Source organism: Streptomyces sp. NPDC052016, from assembly GCF_044548445.1.
GTDB lineage: Bacteria > Actinomycetota > Actinomycetes > Streptomycetales > Streptomycetaceae > Streptomyces.
On the sequence record NZ_JBIUBX010000007.1, the window covers coordinates 17,762 to 39,914 of the forward strand.

Annotated in this window: 18 protein-coding genes; 10 read left to right on the forward strand and 8 right to left on the reverse strand. The window is 72.2% G+C overall.

All coding sequences use genetic code 11. The features are described from left to right. Positions 1 to 117: 117 nt before the first annotated feature. The 5 genes from ACIHAR_RS10850 to glgX all read right to left on the reverse strand — a co-directional run bounded on the left by ACIHAR_RS10850 (position 118) and on the right by glgX (position 9,889). Entirely contained in the window at positions 118 to 1,863 is a 1,746-nt protein-coding gene (locus tag ACIHAR_RS10850) for an ABC transporter ATP-binding protein (RefSeq protein ID WP_400018857.1), read from the reverse strand. 86 nt (positions 1,864 to 1,949) lie between these two features. Then, complete coding sequence (locus ACIHAR_RS10855) at positions 1,950 to 3,782, reverse strand: ABC transporter ATP-binding protein (RefSeq protein ID WP_400018641.1); 1,833 nt, start codon at positions 3,780 to 3,782, stop codon at positions 1,950 to 1,952. Positions 3,783 to 3,813: 31 nt separating this feature from the next. Continuing rightward, positions 3,814 to 5,673 (reverse strand): ABC transporter ATP-binding protein, encoded by a 1,860-nt coding sequence (locus ACIHAR_RS10860; protein ID WP_400018643.1) that lies wholly within the window; start codon positions 5,671 to 5,673, stop codon positions 3,814 to 3,816. Next, on the reverse strand, positions 5,670 to 7,484 hold the full coding sequence (locus tag ACIHAR_RS10865; RefSeq protein ID WP_365472812.1) for an ABC transporter ATP-binding protein: 1,815 nt from the start codon (positions 7,482 to 7,484) through the stop codon (positions 5,670 to 5,672). The genes ACIHAR_RS10860 and ACIHAR_RS10865 overlap by 4 nt, the downstream gene beginning before the upstream one ends. A gap of 170 nt (positions 7,485 to 7,654) precedes the next feature. Beyond that, a complete protein-coding gene (gene glgX, locus ACIHAR_RS10870; protein WP_388753574.1) occupies positions 7,655 to 9,889 on the reverse strand; it encodes a glycogen debranching protein GlgX in 2,235 nt (744 codons plus the stop codon). Positions 9,890 to 10,041: 152 nt separating this feature from the next. On the opposite strand from glgX, the gene ACIHAR_RS10875 reads away from it, so the two are divergent. The 7 genes from ACIHAR_RS10875 to ACIHAR_RS10905 all read left to right on the forward strand — a co-directional run bounded on the left by ACIHAR_RS10875 (position 10,042) and on the right by ACIHAR_RS10905 (position 17,292). Next, the gene (locus ACIHAR_RS10875) at positions 10,042 to 11,286 is read left to right on the forward strand and encodes an Ig-like domain-containing protein (RefSeq protein WP_400018647.1); all 1,245 of its coding nucleotides are present in this window, start codon (positions 10,042 to 10,044) and stop codon (positions 11,284 to 11,286) included. Between the two features lie 144 nt (positions 11,287 to 11,430). Further along, on the forward strand, positions 11,431 to 12,681 hold the full coding sequence (locus tag ACIHAR_RS10880; protein ID WP_388753567.1) for an Ig-like domain-containing protein: 1,251 nt from the start codon (positions 11,431 to 11,433) through the stop codon (positions 12,679 to 12,681). Positions 12,682 to 12,760: 79 nt separating this feature from the next. Next, positions 12,761 to 13,528, forward strand: a complete 768-nt coding sequence (locus ACIHAR_RS10885) for an enoyl-CoA hydratase-related protein (RefSeq protein ID WP_365460115.1) — start codon at positions 12,761 to 12,763, stop codon at positions 13,526 to 13,528. Positions 13,529 to 13,841: 313 nt separating this feature from the next. Beyond that, a complete protein-coding gene (locus tag ACIHAR_RS10890; RefSeq protein ID WP_400018650.1) occupies positions 13,842 to 14,345 on the forward strand; it encodes an ATP-binding protein in 504 nt (167 codons plus the stop codon). A gap of 265 nt (positions 14,346 to 14,610) precedes the next feature. Further along, entirely contained in the window at positions 14,611 to 15,399 is a 789-nt protein-coding gene (locus tag ACIHAR_RS10895) for a polysaccharide deacetylase family protein (protein WP_400018652.1), read from the forward strand. Next, positions 15,399 to 16,577 (forward strand): YncE family protein, encoded by a 1,179-nt coding sequence (locus tag ACIHAR_RS10900; RefSeq protein ID WP_365460124.1) that lies wholly within the window; start codon positions 15,399 to 15,401, stop codon positions 16,575 to 16,577. Before ACIHAR_RS10895 ends, ACIHAR_RS10900 begins: the two co-directional genes overlap by 1 nt. 76 nt (positions 16,578 to 16,653) lie before the next feature. Then, positions 16,654 to 17,292: an ADP-ribosyltransferase gene (locus ACIHAR_RS10905; RefSeq protein ID WP_365460127.1), complete on the forward strand. Its 639-nt coding sequence runs from the start codon at positions 16,654 to 16,656 to the stop codon at positions 17,290 to 17,292. Here the strand turns inward: ACIHAR_RS10905 and ACIHAR_RS10910 are convergent. Further along, a complete protein-coding gene (locus ACIHAR_RS10910) occupies positions 17,246 to 17,911 on the reverse strand; it encodes a GNAT family N-acetyltransferase (RefSeq protein ID WP_365460130.1) in 666 nt (221 codons plus the stop codon). The genes ACIHAR_RS10905 and ACIHAR_RS10910 overlap by 47 nt on opposite strands. A gap of 62 nt (positions 17,912 to 17,973) precedes the next feature. Between ACIHAR_RS10910 and ACIHAR_RS10915 the strand changes: the two genes are divergently transcribed. From ACIHAR_RS10915 to ACIHAR_RS10925, 3 genes are all read left to right on the forward strand, one after another. Next, complete coding sequence (locus tag ACIHAR_RS10915) at positions 17,974 to 18,888, forward strand: MerR family transcriptional regulator (protein ID WP_365460133.1); 915 nt, start codon at positions 17,974 to 17,976, stop codon at positions 18,886 to 18,888. A gap of 50 nt (positions 18,889 to 18,938) precedes the next feature. After that, a complete protein-coding gene (locus tag ACIHAR_RS10920) occupies positions 18,939 to 19,151 on the forward strand; it encodes an EF-hand domain-containing protein (RefSeq protein ID WP_365460136.1) in 213 nt (70 codons plus the stop codon). Positions 19,152 to 19,324: 173 nt separating this feature from the next. Next, positions 19,325 to 19,987: an NAD(P)-binding domain-containing protein gene (locus ACIHAR_RS10925; RefSeq protein WP_365460139.1), complete on the forward strand. Its 663-nt coding sequence runs from the start codon at positions 19,325 to 19,327 to the stop codon at positions 19,985 to 19,987. 88 nt (positions 19,988 to 20,075) lie between these two features. On the opposite strand, the gene sbnA is transcribed toward ACIHAR_RS10925, so the two are convergent. Together sbnA and sbnB are read right to left on the reverse strand one after the other, a co-directional pair. Then, positions 20,076 to 21,047, reverse strand: a complete 972-nt coding sequence (gene sbnA / locus ACIHAR_RS10930; RefSeq protein WP_365460143.1) for a 2,3-diaminopropionate biosynthesis protein SbnA — start codon at positions 21,045 to 21,047, stop codon at positions 20,076 to 20,078. Positions 21,048 to 21,106: 59 nt separating this feature from the next. Further along, positions 21,107 to 22,144: a 2,3-diaminopropionate biosynthesis protein SbnB gene (gene sbnB, locus ACIHAR_RS10935; RefSeq protein ID WP_400018657.1), complete on the reverse strand. Its 1,038-nt coding sequence runs from the start codon at positions 22,142 to 22,144 to the stop codon at positions 21,107 to 21,109. Positions 22,145 to 22,153: the final 9 nt, after the last annotated feature.

Genomic DNA, 22,153 nt, shown 5'->3' on the forward strand with positions numbered 1-22,153 from the left:
GTTCGTTGTCCGGGAGTTCATGTTCGATAAACGGATCCGTTGGGCGTACCGGCCGGAGATGTGCTCCGGGGTCGGTCGGCGTACGGGCCGGGCCGTGTGCGCGGGCCGGGCGTACGGCTACGCCGTCCCGCTCGGCTCCCCGTGCCACGTCGCCCACAGCGCCGCGTACGCGCCGCCCGCCCGTACCAGCTCCTCGTGCGTGCCCAGTTCCGTGATGCGGCCGTCCTCCATCACGGCCACCCGGTCCGCGTCGTGCGCCGTGTGCAGCCGGTGGGCGATGGCGATGACCGTGCGGCCCTCGAGCACGGCGGCCAGCGCGCGCTCGGTGTGCCGTGCGGTCGCGGGGTCCAGCAGGGCCGTCGCCTCGTCCAGGATCAGGGTGTGCGGGTCGGCCAGCACCACCCGGGCGAGGGCGAGTTGCTGGGCCTGCGAGCCGTCCGTACGGCCCCGGTCGCCACCCGTTTCGGCGTCGAGGCCGCCGGGCAGCTCCCGTACCCAGTCCGCCGCGCCGACCGCCGCCAGCGCCGCCCACAACCGCTCGTCCCGCGCGGACGGCTCGGCGATCAGCAGGTTGTCGCGGATCGTTCCCAGGAAGACGTGGTGTTCCTGGGTGACCAGGACGACCTGCCGGCGCAGCGCCTCCGGCTCCAGGCCGGCCACCGGCACCCCGCCCACCGTCACCGAGCCCGCGGTCGGCGCGTCCACACCCGCCAGCAGCCTGCTCAGCGTGGTCTTGCCCGCGCCGGACGGGCCCACGACCGCGAGCCGCTCCCCGGGCCGCACCGTCAGGTCGACCCCGCGCAGCACCTCGCCGCCGCGCTCGTAGGCGTACCGCGCGCCCGTCACGTCGATCCGGTCGTCCGCCGGGACCGGGCCACCGCCCTCCGGCACCGACCGCGGCGCCCGCGCCAGCCCCTCCACCCGCGCGAACGAGGCGCCGCTGCTCTGCAGTTGCTCCACCCGCATCAGGATCTGGTCCAGCGGATCGGTGAACTGCCGCAGGTACAGCGCGGCCGCCACCACGGCGCCCAGGCTCGTCGCGCCCCGCGCGTGCAGCACACCGCCCAGCAACAGGACCCCCGCGACGGGCAGCGAGTACGACACCTCGATCATCGGGAAGAACACGGACCGCAGGTAGAGGGTGTGGAAGCGGGTGCGCCGCGACACCTCCAGCGCGTCCCGGCTCGCGGCGATCCGGGACTCCTGGAGCCGGAAGGCCTCCACCGTCCGCGCCCCGGACGCCGTCGTCGCGACGATCTCGGCGACTTCGGAGGTGGCCGCCCCCTCGGCGAGGTACCCGGCGCGCGCCCGCCGCAGATACCAGCGCAGCGCGCACCAGATCGGCGTCAGGCCGAGCACCCCGACCGCGCCCAGCAGGGGGTCGATCGCGAACACCGCGCCCAGCACGAACAGCGCCTGCGCGGTGCAGACCAGCAGCTCGGGGCCGGTGTCCCGCAGGGTCGTGCCCACGGCGGCCACGTCGGCGGTGCCGCGCGTGGTCAGGTCACCGGTGCCCGCCCGCTCCACGACCGACGCGGGCAGCGCCAGCGTCCGGTCCACGAACTGCTCCCGGACCCGCGCCAGCGTGCGCTCACCGAAGCGGTGCCCCGCGGAGCGGGCCCAGCGCGCCAGCAGCAACTGCGCCAGCGCGCACACCACGATGCCCAGTGCCAGCCGGTCCACGGCCCCGGTCCCGCCCCCGGCGCGCACCTCGTCGATGATCCGCCCCAGCAGCCAGGGTCCGGCCAGGCCGGCCACGGCGGCCAGCGCGTTCACGACCAGAACGACGGTGAAGGCCCGCCCGTCCGCCCGCACCAGCCGGGCGGCCGCCCGGCGCACGTCGGCGGGGGAGGCGACCGGCAGCCGGCCCGGGGCATCGGCCGCCGACGTCGTCGAACTCCCCGTCGCCGAAGGCCGCGCAGGCCCCGGCGTCCCCGATGTCACCGACGTCACCGCACGGCCTCCTCGGCATCGCTGGGATCGTCTTCCCCGTGCCGGGAGTCCCCGGTGTGCAGGGGGTGCCCGAGGCTGTCCGGATCCTCGGTCTCCGCCCCCTTGGTCTCCTGCGCCTCCTCGGTCTCCTCCGCCCCTTCGGCGTCCCGCGCCACCAGCGCCCGGTACCCCGCCTCCGTCTCCCGCAGCACCCGGTGCGGACCGCTCGCCGCGACCTTCCCGTCCACCAGGTACAGCACGGTGTCGGCGTGGTCGAGCACGAGCGGCGACGTACTGGTCACGACGGTCGTACGGTCGGCCCGGGCCGCCCGCAGCCGTCCGGCGACCGTCGCCTCGGTGTGCGCGTCGAGCGCCGAGGTCGGCTCGACGGCGAGCAGCACCTCGGGGTCGGCGAGCAGCGCCCGCACCAGCCGTACCCGCTGCCGCTGGCCACCGGAGAGGCTGCGGCCCTGCGCCGCCACGGGTGAGTCGAGCCCCTCCGGCAGGCCCTGTACGACGTCCTCGGCGGCAGCCGCCCGCACCGCCCGTCCCACGGCCGCGTCGGAGGGTTCCCGCCGGCCGGCCACCACCTCGCGCAGGCTGCCGGCGAAGAGGTCGGCCTCGTGGTCGGCGACCAGGATCCGCGCCCTGACCCGCGCCAGAGGGACCTCGTCGAGCCGTACGGAGCCCCAGGTGACGTCGGAGGGCGCGTACCGGCCCAGCCGGTCGACGATCGCGGCCGTGTCGGCGGGACGGGCACCGACCAGCGCGGTCAGCCGGCCCGGGACCACCCGCACGCCCGACGCGGGGTCGTACAGCACCGCCGGCCCGGCGGGCGCCTCGGCGGCGCCGGTGTCCGGGTCGGGCTCCAGCCGCAGCAGCCGGACCACCCGCCGGGCGGCCACCACTCCGCGGCTGAGCTGGTAGCCCATGTCGACCAGGAACGCCACCGGGCCCACCAGCACGGCGACATAGCCGTACACCGACACCAACTCTCCCACCGTCAGGTCCCCTCGGGCGGCGAGCCGGGCAGCCAGCCAGGTGACGACGGCGAGGAACACCGTCGGCAGGCCCACGCCGAGCGCCTGCATCCAGCTGGTGACCGAGCCGACCCGATAGCCCTGGGCGCGCAGCCGCTGGGAGTCCCGCCGGAAGGCATCCGCGAACAGGCCCTTCCCGCCCAGGCCGTTGAGCACGCGCAGCCCGCCGGCGAGGTCGCCGATCCGGGCGGTGAGCACCCCCTGCAGCTCCCGGTACTCGCCTTCGGCGCCCTGCAGCCGTGCCATCAACGGCCCCACGAGCACGGCCACCACCGGCATCCCGAGCAGCACGACCGCCGCGAGCAGGGGGGAGGTCGACAGCAGCAGCCCCGCGACGACGACGTACACCACGATCGAGCCGACGCCCGGCCCGATCACCGTCAGGGAGTTGCTGATGGTGTGCACGTCGCCCACCCCGATGGTCACGACCTCCCCGGCCCCGATCCGGCGCTGCAGCGCGGCGCCCAGCCGGACCGTGTGCCCGACGACGGCCTTCACCGTGCGGAAGTTGGCGTCCATGCGCAGCCGGGTCATGGTGCGGTGCCGCATGACGCTCACCCAGGCGTTGAACGCCCCCACCAGGAACAGGGCGGCCGTCCAGCCCGCCAGCGCGGCCGTGTCACCGGGCTCCAGCCCCTCGTCGACCGCCTTGGACAGCAGGTAGGGCGCCACCGCCATCAGCACCATCCAGACGCTGGCCAGCGTCGCGCCGGCCGCCGCCCGCCCGGGCTGGCGGCGCACCAGCCACCACAGGTACCACCAGCCGCCACGACAGTCGGGTGTGCCCGGATCCTCGTAGGCGTCGATCATCCGCCCCCGCCCTTCGGCTGGTGGTCGTGGGTCAGGCCAGGCTGTCCCGCCAGGCCCGGTGCAGGTCCGCGAACCGGCCGGTGCCCGCGATCAGCTCGGCCGGTGTGCCGTCCTCGACGATCCGCCCGTGCTCCATGACCAGGACCCGGTCGGCGATCTCCACGGTCGACAGCCGGTGCGCGATCACCACCGCAGTACGGCCCTTCAGGACCGTCGCCATCGCCGCCTGTACGGCCCGCTCGCCGGGGATGTCGAGGGAGCTGGTCGCCTCGTCGAGGATCAGCACCGCCGGATCGGCGAGCAACGCCCGTGCGAACGCGACGAGCTGGCGCTGACCGGCGGAGATGCGGCCGCCCCGCTTGCGGACGTCCGTGTCGTAGCCGTCGGGCAGGGCGCTGATGAACTCGTGCGCGCCGATCGCCTTCGCCGCCCGCTCGATCTCCTCCCGGCTCGCGTCGGGCCGTCCGATGGCGATGTTCTCGGCGACCGTGCCGGAGAACAGGAAGGCCTCCTGCGTCACCATGACCACCCCGCCCCGCAGCTCCGGCATCGCCAGGTCGCGCAGGTCGACGCCGTCGAGGAGGACCCGGCCCGCGGTCGGGTCGTAGAAGCGGGCGAGGAGCTTGGCCAGCGTGGACTTCCCGGCGCCCGTGGAGCCGACCACCGCCACGGTCTGCCCCGCCGGCAGGGTGAGGTCGAAGCGGGGCAGCACCTCGCCGCCGGTGCGGTAGCCGAAACCGACCCCGTCGAACACGACCTCGCGGCCCGGCAGCCCGCCCCGACGGGCCGGCAGCTCCCTGGGGGCCGACGGCTCGGGCACGGACGGCGTCTGGGCCAGCAGGCCCGCGATCTTCTCCAGCGAGGCCGCCGCCGACTGGTAGGAGTTGAGGAACATGCCGAGCCGGTCGATCGGGTCGTACAGCCGCCGCAGGTACAGCACCGCCGCCGCCAGCACACCCAGCTCCAGCGAGCCGCCCGCGACCCGGTGGGCGCCCCACAGCACGATCGCCGCGACGGCCGTGTTGGCGACCAGCCGCGATCCGACGACGTACCGGGCCATCTCCAGGAGGGCGTCGCCGTTGGTCCGCTCGTGCCGCCGGTTCAGCACCCGGAAGTCGGCCTCGTTGACGGCCTCGCGGCGGAACGCGCGCACCGGGCGGATGCCGTTCATCGTCTCCACGAACTTCACGATCACGGCCGCGATCGCCGTGGACCGCTCGCGGAACACCCGCGCGGCCCGCCGCCGGTAGGTCCGGACGAGAAGGTGGAGCGGCACGAAGGACGCCACCGCGACGGCTCCCAGCCCCAGGTCCAGCCAGAGCAGCATCGCCGAGATGTAGAGGAAGGACAGGACGACCGTGACCAGCTCCTGGAGGCCCTCGCTGAGCAGTTCGCGCAGGGACTCCACGTCGGTGGTGGAGCGGGAGATCAGCCGGCCCGAGGTGTAGCGCTCGTGGAAGTCGATGCTCAGCGCCTGTGCGTGCCGGAAGATCCGGCCGCGCAGGTCCAGCAGCACGTCCTGGTTGACCCGGGCGGACGCGATCAGGAAGGCGTACTGGAGCCCGCCGGAGGCCAGCGCGCACAGCAGGTACCCGACCGCGACCGCGACGAGCGGGCCGTTGTCGTCCTCGCGGAACGCCGGTACGGCGCGGTCGATGGCGTACGCCACCAGCAGCGGGCCGGCCTGCACGGCCGCCTGCTGGAGCAGCAGGAGGAAGGTGGTGAGGGCGACGCGCGCCCTCATCGGGGCGAGCAGCGAGCGCAGCAGCGCCGCCGTGGCACCCGGCGGGGTGGGCAGGACGTCCCGGTCGAAGGGATCGCCGGTGTCCTTCGCTCGGGGCCGGTCCTCCTCGTCGGTGGTGGGGGAGGAGGTCGTGGGGGACGTGGTCATCGGCGGTCGGCCTCCTGTTCCCCGAACGGCTCGCCGGGCTCTCTCCCGGACATGAGGTGGGCGTACTCGGCGTTGGTGCGCAGCAGGTCGTGGTGGGTGCCCACGGCGGCGATCCGGCCGTTCGACAGCAGGGCGACGCGGTCGGCGAGCAGCACGGTGGAGGGGCGGTGGGCCACGATCAGCGCGGTGGTGTCGGCGAGGACCTGCCGCAGCGCCGCCTCCACGGCGGCCTCCGTGTGCACGTCCAGCGCGGACAGCGGATCGTCCAGGACGAGGAAGCGGGGCCTGCCCACGACGGCCCGGGCGAGCGCGATGCGCTGCCGCTGCCCGCCGGAGAGGCTGAGCCCCTGCTCGCCGACCTGCGTCCCGGTGCCCTGCGGCAACGCGTGCACGAACTCCGCCTGCGCCACCCCGAGCGCCCGCTCCAGCTCGGCCGCCCCCGCGGTGTCGCCGGCGCCCATGAGCACGTTCTCCCCGACGCTCGCCGAGAAGAGGGTGGGCTCCTCGAAGGCGACGGCGACCTTGGACCGCAGCTCCTCGCGGGACATCGCGGTGATGTCCTCCCCGTCGAGCGTGATCCGCCCGGAGGTCACCTCGTGCAGGCGGGGGACCAGGGCGGTGAGGGTGGTCTTGCCGCTGCCGGTGGCCCCGACGAGCGCCATCGACTCACCGGGACGGATGTGGAGGTCGACGCGGTCGAGGACGGGAGGTGAGCCCGGATCGGCGTCCGGATACCGGAAGACGACGTCGTCGAACCGCAGACCGGCCGCCGGGCCGCGCTCCCCGCCCCGCACCGCCGGCTCGCGCCCGCCCGCGTCCTCCGGCTCGGCGTCCATCACCTCGAAGTACCGCTCGGTGGCGGTTGCGGCCTCCTGACTCATCGCCAGCAGGAACCCGATGGAGTCGACGGGCCACCGCAGGGCGAGAGCGGTGGAGAGAAAGGCGACCAGCGTGCCCGCGGACAACGCGCCGTCCGCCACCTGCACCGCCCCCAGCACCAGCGCCGCCCCGATGGCCACCTCGGGCAGGGTGACGATGACCCCCCAGATCGTGGCCAGCAGCCGGGCCTTCCTCAGCTCCGTCCCGCGCAGAGTCTCCGACAGCTCCCGGAAGACCCGCGCCTGGCTGCGGTGCCGTCCGAACCCCTTGATGATCCGGATCCCGAGCACGCTCTCCTCGACGACCGTCGTCAGGTCCCCCACCTGGTCCTGCGCGCGCCGCGCCACGCGCGCGTACCGGCTCTCGAAGACCACGCACGTGACCACGACCGGCACCGCCGGACCGAGGATGACCAGCCCCAGCCTCCAGTCCTGGATCAGCATGATCACCACGCCGACGAGGATCGTCACCCCGTTGACCAGCAGGAACGTCAGCGGGAAGGCCAGGAACATGCGCAGCAGCATCAGATCCGTGGTCCCCCGGGACAGCAGCTGCCCGGAGGCCCACCGGTCGTGGAAGGCGACCGGCAGCCGCTGCAGGTGCCGGTACAGACCCGCCCGCATCTCCGCCTCGACGTGCGACAGCGGCCGCGCCACCAGCCACCGCCGCAGCCCGAACAGGACCGCCTCCGCGACGCCCAGCAACAGCAGGTACAGCGCGCCCAGCCACACGCCCGCCGGGTCCCGGTCGGCGATCGGTCCGTCCACCATCCACTTCAGGACGAGCGGGATCACCAGCCCCGTGCAGGAGGCCACGATCGCGACGAAAGCGGCCGTGAACAGCCGCACCCGCACCGGCCGCACATACGGCCACAGGCGCAGCAACGTCCGTACCGCGGAGCGGTCCTCGGTGGTTGCATGTGTCGTCGGCATCACCGGCGAGCCTACGGACCGCCACCGACATCGCCCACCGAGTTTCGGCCCGACCGGACTCGGGCGTCGGACCTACGACCTGCGCGTTCGACCGCACGAACGCCGCGGGCCCGGGCGACGGCGTGCGTCGGCGTCACCCGGTCGGCCCAAGCGCCGGGGGCGGCGCGGCGTCAGGCCGCCACCCGCAGCAGCACGACCGCGCGGGCGGGCACCGTCACCTCCGCCCCCGCCCGGTGCGTCACCCCCGGCGTCTCCTCCTGCTCCTCCCTCGAGGTGTCGACGACCACCTCGTACCGCTCCGCCCACGGCGGCCCCGGCAGGACGAAGCTCACCGGGCGGTCCCCCGCGTGCAGGACGGCGAGGAAGCTGTCGTCGGTGATCGGGGCGCCCCGCTCGTCCCGGCCGGGGATGTCCCGGCCGGAGAGGTACATGCCGAGGGTGGCCGCGGGGGCGTACCAGTCGCCTTCCGTCATCTCCGTGCCCCGAGCCGTGAACCAGGCCAGGTCCCGCAGCCCGTCCGCCGAGTGCGCCCGCCCGGAGAAGAAGGCCCGGCGGCGCAGGACGGGATGCCGGTGCCGCAGGGCTATCAGGCGGGAGGTCAGGTCGAACAGGGCCTTCCAGCCGGGGTCGTCCAGCAGCCCCCAGTCCACCCAGCTCAGCTCGTTGTCCTGGCAGTACGCGTTGTTGTTCCCCCGCTGGGTGCGCCCCAGCTCGTCGCCCGCGACCAGCATCGGCACCCCCGTGGAGAGCAGCAGCGTCGTCAGCAGGTTGCGCAGCTGCCGTCGCCGCAGCGCCCGTACGCCCTCGTCGTCCGTCTCCCCCTCCGTCCCGCAGTTCCACGCGCGGTTGTCGTCCGTGCCGTCGCGGTTGCCCTCCCCGTTGGCCTCGTTGTGCTTGCGCTCGTAGGAGACCAGGTCGCGCAGGGTGAAACCGTCGTGCGCGGTGATGAAGTTGACGGACGCGTAGGGGCGTCGTCCGCCCCAGGCGTACAGGTCGCTGGAGCCCGACAGCCGGTACCCCATCTCGCGTACGTCCGGCAGCGCGTGCCGCCAGAAGTCCCGCACGGCGTTGCGGTAGCGGTCGTTCCACTCCGTCCACAGGGGAGGGAACGCCCCCACCTGGTAGCCGCCCGCGCCGACGTCCCACGGCTCGGCGATCAGTTTCACCCGCCGCAGGACGGGGTCCTGCGCGATGACCGCGAGGAAAGGGGACAGCATGTCCACGTCGTGCATGGAGCGGGCCAGGGCCGCCGCCAGGTCGAAGCGGAAGCCGTCCACCCCCATCTCCGTCACCCAGTAGCGCAGCGAGTCGGTGATCAGGCGCAGGACGTGCGGCTGGACCACGTGCAGGGTGTTGCCGCAGCCCGTGTAGTCGGCGTACCGGCGGGCGTCCGGCTGGAGGCGGTAGTAGCCGCGGTTGTCGATGCCCTTCAGCGACAGCATGGGCCCGAGCTCGCCGGCCTCCGCCGTGTGGTTGTAGACCACGTCGAGGATGACCTCGATCCCGGCCGCGTGCAGCGCGCGCACCATCCGCTTGAACTCGCCGACCTGCTGACCGGTCGTCCCGGAGGAGGCGTACGCGGCGTGCGGGGCGAAGTAGCCGATGGAGTTGTAGCCCCAGTAGTTGCGCAGCCCCCTGCGCAGCAGGTGGTCCTCGTGGGCGAACTGGTGCACCGGCAGCAGCTCGACCGCCGTGACGCCCAGCCTCACCAGGTGCTCGACGGCCGCCGGGTGCGCCAGTCCGGCGTAGGTGCCGCGCAGTTCCTCGGGGATCTCCGGGTGGAGCCGGGTGAAGCCGCGCACGTGCAGCTCGTAGATCACCGAGTCCGCCCACGGGGTCTTCGGGCGGCGGTCGTCGGCCCAGTCGTCGTCATCGTGGACGACGACGCCCTTCGGGACGAACGGCGCCGAGTCCCGTTCGTCGCGCACGGTGTCCGCGACCTGCTGCTGGGGCCAGTCGCGGACGTGCCCGTACACCTCCGGCGGCAGCGTGAAGTCCCCGTCCACGGCCCTCGCGTACGGGTCCAGGAGCAGCTTCGCGGGGTTCCAGCGTCCGCCGGTCCACGGGTCCCAGCGGCCGTGCACCCGATAGCCGTAGCGCTGTCCGGGCATCACCCCGGGGACGAAACCGTGCCAGATCTCGTGGGTGAGCTCGGTGAGCCGGGCGCGGGTCTCCCGGCCCTGTTCGTCGAACAGGCACAGCTCGACGGCCTCCGCGCCGCCCGCCCACAACGCGAAGTTGGTGCCCGCGACGCCGTCCGGACCCACCCGGAAGCGGGCGCCGAGCGGCATGGGCGCGCCCGGCCACACGGGGACGCCGGGCGTCCTGCGCGGTGCCCCGTTCACGACGGCGGAGGCGGCCGTACGCTGCTCCGTCACCGTCTCCTGCTCGGCTGCGCTGGACACCGTTCCGCCTCCCGCGGCTCATGGCACGACGCGGGCCAAGGGCGTACGGCGTCCCGGCCGCGGCTCCCCGTAGCGTCGTCCTCCCCCCTGTTCTGCCCAGAGCGTGCCTCGCACTCACGTTTCCCCGGAGCGGGGCCGTCGTTGGGCACCGCGTGAGGCACGTACAACGGCGCGCGCGGCGCGCGGGGGCCGCTCTGGCCGCCGTCATGACATGGGCAGGACTGCTGGCGGGAGCCGCCGGCTGCACCGGGGACGGCCCCGGCGAGCGCGACCGGATGCTCGGGAAGCCACCGGCGCCCGAGAACGTCATCCGTGTCACGCCGGAGGACGGCACCAGGGAGGTGCGCCCCGGGCAGCAGCTCAGGGTCCGGGTGCCGCACGGGCGCCTGGAGTCGGTGAGCGTGGTCAGGTCGCAGGACGCGCAGGAGACCCCGGTCCCGGGCGAGATCTCCGCGGACGGTATGAGCTGGCGCCCGGCCGAGGACCGGCTCGCGCTCGCCGCCCGCTACACGGTCGACGCGGTGGCGATCGACCGCGAGGGCCGTCGCTCGGCCCGTCGCACCGCGTTCACCACGTACGTCCCCAAGGAGCGGTTCATCGGCTACGTCACGCCCGAGCACCGGTCCACCGTGGGCACCGGGATGATCGTGTCCCTGGAGTTCAACCGGGAGATCGAGAACCTGGCCGCCGTCGAGAGCGCCGTGGAGGTCACCGCCGAGCCGGCCGTGGAGATCCGGCCGCACTGGTTCGGCAGGGACCGCCTCGACTTCCGCCCGGAGCGCTACTGGCAGCCCGGCACCGAGGTCACCGTCGCGCTGCGCTTCCGGGACGTCGAGGGCGCGCCCGGCGTCTACGGGATCCAGGAGAAGACGTTCACCTTCACCGTCGGCCGGCACCAGGTCTCCGTCGTGGACGCCAAGAGGCACATGATGCAGGTGCGCCGTGAGGGCGAGCTGATCGCCACCGTGCCCATCACCGCCGGGGCGCGCAAGACGACGACGTACAACGGCAAGATGGTGGTCACGGAGATGTTCGAGCTGACCCGGATGAACGGCGCCACGGTCGGCTTCAAGAAGAAGAACGGCAAGAGCGAGTACGACATCCCGGACGTGCCGCACGCCATGCGGCTGACCGATTCCGGCACCTTCCTGCACGGCAACTACTGGGCGGACAGCGACGTCTTCGGCCGGACCAACGTCAGCCACGGCTGCGTGGGCCTGAGGGACGTGAAGGGCGGCGGCTCGGACACGCCCGCGGGCTGGTTCTTCGACCGCAGTCTCATCGGTGACGTCGTCGAGGTCGTCCGCAGCAAGGACAAGAAGGTCGCTCCCGACAACGGCCTGGGGGGCTGGAACATGGGGTGGGAGGAGTGGGTCGCGGGCAGCGCGGTGGAGTGAACCTTTCCTCCCAAGGTCGAAGTTGGGACGGAACGGTGACATTTGGGGGCCGCCGATGCCGCTGACCTTGTGGTTAATATGCGCGCAGCGCTGGGGACGCGCCGGCGCGCGGGCCTGACCGGCCCGGGGGAGGGGAGAAGGAACGTGGACGTGCGTCCGATATCGGGGGCATCGGTTGGCGGGCGCTCGCGCGGCCGCAACAAGGGGTTGGCGCTGATCGTCGGAGGGCTGCTGCTGGCCGTGACGGCCTGCGGCGGGAGTGGGGACTCGGACTCCGGCTCGCAGAACGCGAAGGGCAAGGAAGCGTCCGGCTCCGCCACCGCGCAGAGCGGGCAGTCGGAGGCGGTCGTCAGCATCGCGCCGAAGACCGGCGCCAGCGACGTCGACACCAGCGGAGTCCTCAAGGTCACCGCCACCAAGGGCAAGCTGACCGAGGTCACCGTCAAGGACGACAAGGGCACCGCGGTCCCGGGCACGATCACCGCGGACGGAGCCGGCTGGACGCCGAGCACGCATCTGGCCGCGGCGACGAAGTACCAGGTGCACGCGGTCGCGAAGGACTCCGAGGGCCGTACGGCCGCCGAGGACGCGAGCTTCACCACGCTGACCCCGGAGAACACCTTCATCGGCAACTTCACGCCGGAGGACGGCTCCACGGTCGGCGTCGGCATGCCGTTCTCGGTCCGCTTCACCCGGGGCATCACGAACCCGGACGACGTCGAGCGGGCCATCACCGTCAAGACCGAGCCGGCCGTCGACGTCCAGGGTCACTGGTTCGGCAACGACCGCCTCGACTTCCGCCCCGAGCAGTACTGGAAGGCCGGCACCAAGGTCACGGTGAAGCTCAACCTCGACGGTGTCGAAGGCCGCAAGGGCGTCTACGGCAAGCAGTCCAAGACCGTCTCCTTCACCATCGGCCGCAACCAGGTGTCCGTCGTGGACGCCAAGAAGCACACGATGAAGGTGATGCGGGAGGGCAAGGTCGTCAAGACCATCCCGGTCACCACCGGCAAGCCCGGCTACGCCACCTGGAACGGCCAGATGGTCATCAGCCAGAAGTTCACGGTGACCCGTATGAACGGCGACACGGTCGGCTACGACGGCGAGTACGACATCAAGGACGTCCCGCACGCCATGCGCCTGACCGACTCCGGCACCTTCGTGCACGGCAACTACTGGGGCGGGGACGCCTTCGGCAACTACAACGCCAGCCACGGCTGCATCGGCCTGCGGGACGTGCGCGGCGGCTACGACAGCGGCGTGCCGGCCGCGTGGTTCTTCAACCAGTCGATCGTCGGTGACGTGGTGGTCGTGAAGAACTCCACCGACCCGACGGTGGAGCCGTCCAACGGCTACAACGGCTGGAACATGTCGTGGGCGGAGTGGACCAAGTAGTCGCTCCTCGACGATCGGGCCCGGTGCTGTGACGGACGGCACCGGGCCCTTCGCCGTTAGTGCCCGTTAACCTGCCTCCATGACCGTGAATCTCGAAGTCTCCGAGGGCGTCGGCACACTGCGACTCGACCGCCCGCCCATGAACGCGCTGGACGTCGCCACGCAGGACCGGCTGAAGGAACTGGCCGAGGAGGCCGGCCGTCGTGACGACGTCCGCGCCGTGGTGATCTACGGCGGCGAGAAGGTGTTCGCGGCGGGCGCGGACATCAAGGAGATGCAGGCCATGGACCACACGGCGATGGTCCTGCGCGCCCGCGCCCTGCAGGAGTCCTTCACGGCGGTGGCCCGCATCCCCAAGCCGGTGGTGGCGGCCGTGACCGGCTACGCACTGGGCGGCGGCTGCGAGCTGGCGCTGTGCGCGGACTTCCGGATCGCCGCGGACAACGCGAAGCTGGGCCAGCCCGAGATCCTGCTCGGCCTGATTCCCGGCGCGGGCGGCACCCAGCGCCTGGCACGGCTGGTCGGCCCCTCCAAGGCGAAGGACCTCATCTTCACGGGCCGCATGGTGAAGGCGGACGAGGCGCTGACGCTCGGCCTGGTGGACCGGGTGGTGCCGGCCGACGAGGTGTACACGCAGGCGCACGCGTGGGCGGCGAAGCTGGCGCAGGGGCCGGCGATCGCGCTGCGCGCGGCCAAGGAGTCGATCGACACCGGCCTGGAGACGGACATCGAGACGGGCCTCGCCGTGGAGCGGAACTGGTTCGCGGGCCTGTTCGCCACCGCCGACCGCGAGATCGGCATGCGCAGCTTCGTGGAGGAGGGGCCGGGGAAGGCGAAGTTCCTGTGAGTTCGCCCCTGGCGCAGGGTCACGTGAATCTCACCGCGTGAACCGCACCGAAAGACTTGCAATTGACGGGATGTCTCATCCGGGTCCCTCGATGGGGCGGTTTATGGGAACCTTAAAACGACCTTAAGCCTGCCTTGTCGAGGGAGCCTGTCGATTGCCTCCGGATGAGCCGTCATTGCAGGTCAGTGAGGGTGTGGCAGACTCCGAACTGCCGACGGCATATGCCGATGGAATCGTGCGGAATGAGGCCTTCCAGGGGGTGTATTCCCCCGGAACCGCCACGCGGGACTCCCCGGACGGCCATGATGGGGGCATGGCGGGGCTGGAGGGTTTCGAACAGCCGCGGGGGCACGCGCGTGTGGCCGCGGCACGCTGGTCGCCTGCGGTCGAGGACGAACGGGCGCTCAAGGCGCTGGAACTCTTCGGCAACCCGACGGAGGCGGAGGTTCCACTGCCGTCCCGCCCCGAGTCCGCCGCCACCGCCCGTCGGCTCGCCCAGGTCGTCATCCTCCGTCAATGGCAGCTCAGCCCCAAGACGACCGAGGACGCCGTCCTGCTCGTCTCGGAACTCGTCGGCAACGCCGTCCGCCACACCGGCGCCCGCGTCTTCGGTCTCCGGATGCGCCGCCGACGCGGCTGGATCCGCGTCGAGGTCCGCGATCCCTCCCGCGGACTGCCCTGTCTCATGCCGGTCCAGGAGATGGACGTCAGCGGCCGGGGACTCTTCCTCGTCGACAAGCTGGCCGACCGGTGGGGGGTCGACCTGCTGCCACGGGGGAAGACGACGTGGTTCGAGATGCGGGTGCCGGAACGCTGAGAGACGGCACCGGCCGACCGCTGCCGCTCCCCGCCGTGCAACTTCCCACGGGAGCACGCTTGTTGTGTCCCGGATCGCCGGGGAAGCCGCGGCAGGAAGCTCCTCGCCTCGTCTCCGAGGGCATCGGAGCCGCCCTCGGGCCGACGCTCGGCAGCGGGACGTCGCCGTGATGCCGCCGGGTCCCTGACCGCTTCCCCGAACACGGGCCGCTCCGTTCGGCGGTGAATCACCCGTTTCCTCACCCTGTGCCCCTTAAATGGTGCGAGTGACTCCGACCGACCGCCGCACCGCACTACGGGCGGGTGCCGGGATCGTCGCGGGAAGCGCGTTCGCGACCGCGTGCACCCCGGCCGGTCCCCCCTCCGGCCCCGCTGCCCGCCACACCCCCGCCTCGTCCGCACCGGCCGCCCGTGTCCCCGCCCGACCGGCCCCGGCCCCCCGCGCCTATCCCGGCCACCCCGGGCAGATCACCCACGGACCCCGCGACCGCCCCCGGGTCGCCCTCACCTTCCACGGCCAGGGCGACCCCGCCACCGCCCGCGCCCTCCTCGACGAGGCCGAGCGGCACGGCGCGCGCGTCACCGTCGTGGCCGTGGGGACCTGGCTGGAGGAGCACGGCGGACTCGCCCGCCGCATCCTCGACGGCGGTCACGACCTCGGCAACCACACCCACCGCCACCTCGCCGTCAACGCCCTGCCCGCGGCGGAGGCGGAGCGGGAGATCGTCGCGTGCGCGCAACGGCTGCGCCGGCTCACCGGATCCATCGGCACCTGGTTCCGCCCCTCCCGCGCCGCCCGCGCCTCCCCGACCGTCGAGGCCCTGGCCCGCCGTGCCGGCTACCCGCACGTCCTCTCCTACGACGTCGACTCCCTCGACTTCACGTCCCCCGGCGGCCCCGCCGTCGCCCGCACGGTCCTCGACACGATCCGCAACGGATCCGTCGTGAGCCTGCACTTCGGGTACGCGGACACGGTCGCCGCGCTCCCCGCCGTCCTGGCCGAACTGCACCGCCGCGGTCTGCGCGCGGTCACCACCACGGAGCTGCTCAGCTGATGCACCGGAACCTCGTCGCAAGCACCCTGCTCGCGGGCGCCGCCCTCGCCGTACTCGCCGCCTGCGGCACGCAGTCCAAGGACGGTAAGGAGAGCGCGGTCACGGCCTCCCGGGCCGCCGTGCCCGTCCCGCAGCGGAAGACCGTCCAAGGCCTGCCCGGCATGCCCCCCGTCCTCGACCCCAAGGACGTCTACGCCGCCGACCGCCCGAACCGGCTCTCCCCGGTGGTCAAGGACTTCCCCTCCCGGGTCTACGTCCCCAACACCGAGTCCGACACCGTCTCCGTCATCGACCCGAAGACGTACGAGGTGATCGAGACCATCCCCGTCGGCCGCCAGCCCCAGCACGTCGTGCCCTCGTGGGACCTGAAGACCCTCTGGGTCAACAACAACCGGGGCCACACCCTCACCCCCATCGACCCCAAGACCGGCAAGGCGGGCCAGGAGGTGGAGGTGCACGACCCGTACAACCTCTACTTCACGCCCAACGGCAGGTACGCCGTCGTCATGGCCTCCCTCGACCGCGAACTCGTCTTCCGCGACCCGCACACCATGAAGCAGGTCAGGACGGAGCCGGTCACCTGCTACGGCGTCAACCACGCCGACTTCTCCCTCGACGGCCGCTACTTCATCGTCTCCTGCGAGTTCAGCGGCGAACTCCTCAAGGTCGACACCGAGAAGATGAAGGTCGTCGGCCAGATGAAGCTGCCCTTCGAGGGCGCGATGCCGCAGGACGTGAAGATCTCGCCGGACGGGAAGCGGTTCTACATCGCGGACATGATGGCCGACGGCATGTGGGTCCTGGACGGCGACAAGTTCACCGAGCCCACCCTCCTGCACACCGGCAAGGGCTGCCACGGCCTCTACGTCGGCCGCGACTCCCGCGAGATGTACGTGTCCAACCGGGGCGAGGGCAGCGTCTCCGTCTTCGACTTCACCCAGAACAGGCTCACCAAGAAGTGGCACCTGCCCGACGGCGGCAGCCCCGACATGGGCGGCGTCTCGGCGGACGGCAAGGTGCTGTGGCTGTCCGGTCGTTACGACGACGAGGTGTACGCCATCGACACCCGCACCGGCACCCAGCTGGCCCGCATCCCGGTCGGCAGCGGCCCGCACGGCCTCGCCGTCTACCCGCAGCCGGGCCGCTACTCGCTCGGCCACACCGGCATCTTCCGCTGACGGCGGGTCAGGTGACACGCCGCCGTACGGGTGATGATCCCCGACGCGCCGCCGTCGACCGGCGAAGGTGCTCGGCATGATCACAACCCGTCTGCGGCGGCGTGCCGTCGCCGCCGTCATGTCGCTCTCCGCCGTCCTGGCGACGACCGCCGCCACCGCCCCGGAGACCGCCCAGGCCGCCGCCCCGGCCGCCGCTCCCGCCTTCGTGAAGGCCGCCGCCGAACCCCGCGACTGCCCGGTGCAGTTCGAGGACCGCATCAAGGCCGCCGCCGACCGCCGCGTCGACGTGGGCCGCATCACCCCCCAGCCGGTCTGGCGCAAGAGCTGCGGCACGCTCTACCGCGCCGACGGCCGCGGCCCCTCGATCGTCTTCGAGGAGGGTTTCCGCCCCAAGGACGTCCTCAACGGGCAGTACGACATCGAGAAGTACGTCCTGGTCAACCAGCCCTCGCCCTACGTGTCCACGACGTACGACCACGACCTGTACAAGACGTGGTGGAAGTCCGGCTACAACTACTACATCGACGCCCCGGGCGGCATCGACGTCAACAAGACCATCGGCGACACCCACAAATGGGCCGACCAGGTCGAGGTCGCCTTCCCCGGCGGGATCGACCGGAAGTACGTCATCGGCGTCTGCCCGGTGAACAAGACCACCAAGGTCGAGATCATGAGCGGCTGTCAGAGCAACCCGCACTACGAGGCCTGGCACTGAGCAGGGCCTCGGCTCCGACCGGACGGTAACCGGCCGCCTGGAACGCCCGCATGCTGCGGGCGTTCCCCGGGGCCACCTGCGCCCACAGCGGCTCGCCGACGAGGTGACGGGCCGCGGTCACCAGCGAGCGCCCCAGCCCCCGGTGCCGTACGTCCCCGTCCACCTCGACCGACACCTCCAGCCGGCCGGCGATCCCGCGCCCCACCACCAGCACCCCGCCCCGAGCCGTCCAGACGCGCACCTCGTCACGGCGCCGGCGGGCGTAGACCGCGCGCGGATGCCCGGCGTCCTCGACCTCCGTCAGCGCGAGCGGCGGTTCACCCGGCAGGGGCGTACCGACGAGCATCGCGTCGACGGTCTCCGTCGTGCGCCCGGTCCGCTCCATGAAGGCCGCCAGAAACCGCGGGTGCATGGACGCGGCCAGTCCGTCGCACTCCACCGCCGCCAGCGTCTCGTACACCCACCGCGGGTCCTCGTCCGTGAAGACGACGGAGTGCGCCGTGAAGGACAGCACGCCGGCGTCCCTCGGGGAGTGCTGCGGCACGACCGTCGTACCGCCGTCCGCCGGTGGGAAGACGCCCCGTGCCGCCGCGTCCACGATGTCCCTCAACGTCTCCACGGCACTCCTCGCGTACACCGCCGCTTGAGTCTCCACCCACTGGAAGGCCCAGACTCGCAGACATGATCGACGACGGCACCGGACTCTTCACCATCGGCGAACTGGCCCGGGCCACCGGACTGACCGTGCGCACGATCCGCTACTGGTCGGACGAAGGGGTGCTGACCCCGGTCACCCGTTCCGCGGGCGGCTACCGCCTCTACGACGCCGAGGCCGCCGCCCGCCTGGAGCTGATCCGCACCCTGCGCGAACTGGGCCTCGGCCTGGACGCCGTACGCGGGGTGCTGGCCGGGGAGACCACGGTCGCGCAGGTCGCGGCCGCGCACGTGGCCGCGCTGGACGCCCAGATCCGCTCGCTGAGAGTGACCCGTGCGGTGCTGTCGACCGTGGCGCGACGCGGCTCCACCGCGGAGGAGATGACCCTGATGAACAAACTGGCACGGCTGTCGGCGGCCGAGCGCAGGCGGATCGTCGAGGAGTTCCTGGCGGAGGTCTTCGACGGCCTCGACACCGTCGACCCCGACATCCGCACCCGGCTGCGCTTCCACGCCGCCGAACTGCCGGACGACCCCACGCCCGAGCAGGTCGACGCCTGGATGGAGCTGGCCGAGTTGATCCAGGACCCGCGGTTCCGGACGCTGATGCGCAGGATGGTCGAGCTCAACGCGGCCGACCGCGGGCCCGAGGTCCCGGCGGGCACCTCCCTGTGGTTCATGAGCCGCCTGGTGCAGCTCGCGGGGGAGGCCCTGCGCAAGGGCGTCGCCCCCGACGCCCCCGAGGCCGAGGAGACCCTGCGCGGCCTCCTCGGTGACGCCGACCGGGCCGCCGCACTGGAGCGGCTGACGGCGGCGGCGAACGAACGGGTCGCCCGGTACCGGCACTTGTCGGCCGTCGTGAACGGGCTCGGGGCGCAGCCGTCGTACGAGGAGGAGTTCGCGTGGGTGGTCGCCGCACTCCGCGCTCACCAGGGCCGTTAATCTGACCTCCGTCAGTAGGACTGCAAGGTACGACGAAAAGGGGCGGCTCGGTGGCGGACATCGACGAAGCACGCAAGCACTTCCAGCGGATCGACACGGACGGTGACGGCTTCATCACCGCGGTCGAGTTCAGGGCCGCCCTCACCCAGGAAGGCGACTGGAACGTCACCCAGTCCGTCGCCCAGGCCATCATCAACAGCCGGGACCTCAACGGGGACCGGGTGATGTCCTTCGACGAGTTCTGGTCGTACCTGAACAAGTGACGTGCGCGAGAGGGGGCGCCCGCGGGGGCGCCCCCGGTCCCGTTCGCGTGTGAAGCGGGGGACGGGCACCCGTTCGGCGGGTGGTCCGGAATAGGGTGCGGCGGCACAGGGTTGAGACCCGACGAACCCATGCACATGCATGGAATCGTGTCTCGTTCTGAAAGGGCCCTGTCATGAAGATCGGAATCATCGGCGCCGGCAACATCGGCGGCAACCTCACCCGGCGGCTCACCGCACTCGGACACGAGGTCTCGGTGGCCAACTCCCGCGGCCCGCACACGCTCACGGCCCTGGCCGAGGAGACCGGCGCGAACCCCGTCACGGTCGAGGAAGCCGCACGCGGAGCCGAGGTCGTGGTCGTCACGATCCCGGTGAAGGCGGTACCGGACCTGCCGAAGGGCCTGCTGGACGAGGCGGCCGAGGGTGCGGCGGTCATCGACACCGGCAACTACTACCCGCAGCAGCGAGACGGCCGGATCGCCGCGATCGAGGACGAGGGCATCACCGAGAGCCGCTGGACGGAGCGCCAGATCGGCCACCCCGTGATCAAGGCGTTCAACGGCACCTACGCCCAGGACATCCTGGACCGCCCGCGCCCCGCCGGAGACCCCGACCGCATCGCCCTGCCGGTGGCCGGCGACGACGAGGCGGCGAAGGCGAAGGTCCGCGCCCTCATCGACGAACTCGGCTTCGACACGGTCGACGCGGGCGGCATCGACGACTCCTGGCGCCAGCAGCCCGACACCCCGGTCTACGGCCTGCGCGGCGGCGTCGAGGAGGTCACCCGGGCCCTGGCGGAGGCGAGCCCCGAGCGCAAGCCGGAGTTCCGCGGCTGAACGATCTCCGGGCCGGTGCGGCCCGTCCGCCGGAGCACCCCCGTTCGCCCTGCCGTGAGGCTCCTCCCCTCCGGTGCGGCAGGGGTGCTCACGGCGGGGTGAACGCGTACTTGAGCACATCGTCCCCGTAGACGTCCCGGAGCCAGGTGGTCTGGTAGATGGTGTCGAGGTAGCGCTCGCCGAGGTCCGGCGCGATGGCCACGGCCGTGGCGTCCCGCGCGTCGTTCCGGGCCAGCCAGCTCATCGCGCCGCTGACCACCGTGCCGGTGGAGCCACCGAACAGGAATCCGTGCCTGACCAGACGGTGACAGGTCCGGATGGTGTCCACTTCCTCGACCCGTACGACCTCGTCCACGTAGGACTCGTCGAGCAACGGCGGGCGGACGCTCATGCCCAGGCCGGGGATCATCCGGCGGCCGGGTGGGCCGCCGAACGAGACCGAGCCGGCGCTGTCCACCGCGACGATCCGCACCCGCCGGTGCCACCGGCGGAAGAACCGGGCGCACCCCATCAGCGTCCCGGTGGTACCGGCCCCGACGAACAGCACGTCCAGCCGCGGGAACTGGCGGGCGATCGCCGGCGCCGTGGTGCGGAAGTGCGCTTTCCAGTTGGAGGGATTGGTGTACTGGCTGAGCCACACGTACCGGTCGTCGGTGGAGCACAGGGCCCGCACGCAGTTGAGCCGTGCGCCGAGGAAACCGGTCTTGGGATCCGGTTCGACGATGGTGTGCACCCGGCTGCCCAGGGCCTCCATCAGCAGCCTGCTCGACAGGTTGCAGCGGGAGTCCGTCACACACAGGAACTGGTAGCCCTTGTTGGCCGCGATGAGGGCCAGTGCCACGCCCAGGTTCCCGGACGACGACTCGACCAGGACGGAACCCGGCTTCAGGACTCCCTCCCGCTCCGCGGCCTCCACCATCTCGTTCGCGGCCTTCAGCTTGATCGAGCCGGCGAAGTTGAAGCCCTCGCACTTGAGGAAGAGCGACTGGCCGAAAACCGACCGGAGGTCGACGTAGAGTTCCTCCTCGTTGTACGCCTGGGGCACGGAGATGACGGGCATTCGGGTCTCCCTCTGCGGAGCGGAACCGCGGGTGTTCCGGGCTTCGATCGGTGCAGCGCCTATCCGTACCGGCGCAGTTCGTGGAAGAAGTCCTCGACGACGTGCAACCGGCCCGAGCGGGCCACCTCGTCGTAGACGTACTTGCCGACCGCCAGGTCGAGCACCCCGAGGCCGAAGGGCGAGAACACCAGCGGTCGGTCGTCCGGCAGCCTCACCCGGCCGGCCAGCACGTCGTCCAGGGTGCCGTTCAGGAAGTCGCGGGCGCCCGTGCGCTGTTCGGCCAGGTGCGGTGAGGTGTCGGCCTGCAGGCAGTGCTCGACGTCGTCGACGATGTTGGTCGAGGCCAGCACGATCTCGGGTGCGAGGTCCCGCAGGGACACGTGCAGCACCAGCGGGTTGTGCTGGAACCAGGACATGTCGTGGACATGGGGCTGACCCGCGATGGTGGCGAAGACCACCAGGTCGCTGGAGCGGATCAGCTGCTCGGCGCCGTCGTGCACGGTGATCCGGCCGGGGGCGCCCGACTGCTCCAGGTATCCGCGGAAGCCGGCGGCGCTGTCCGGGGACAGGTCGTGCACACCGATCTCGTCGAACGACCAGCCGGTGCCGGCCAGGAAGGTGTGGATGTAGCGGGCGATCAGGCCCGTACCGAAGAACCCCACGCGCGTCGGGCGTTGCCGGTGGCGGCTGAGCGCGTCCGCCGCCAGCGCCGCCGACGCCGCCGTCCTGGTGGCGCTGATGATCGAGCTCTCCAGGCAGGCGAACGGATAGCCGGTTTCGTGGTCGTTGAGGATCAGCACGGCCGAGGCCCGCGGGATGCCGGCGGCGACGTTCCCCGGGAAACTGGAGATCCACTTGAGGCCGTCCACCCGTACCTGCCCGCCGATCGAGGCCGGCAGCGCGATGATCCGGGAGGACGGGCGGTCGGGGAAGCGCAGGAAGTAGGACGGCGGGTTCACCGAGTCGCCGGCGCCGTGCAGCCGGTAGGTCTCCTCGACCAGCTCGACGACCTGTTTCTCGCGCCCGCGCAGCACCTGCTGGACCTGGGCGCCGGGGATCACGGCGAACGGCGGCACGCTGATCGGCTCGGACGGCATGGCGGACTC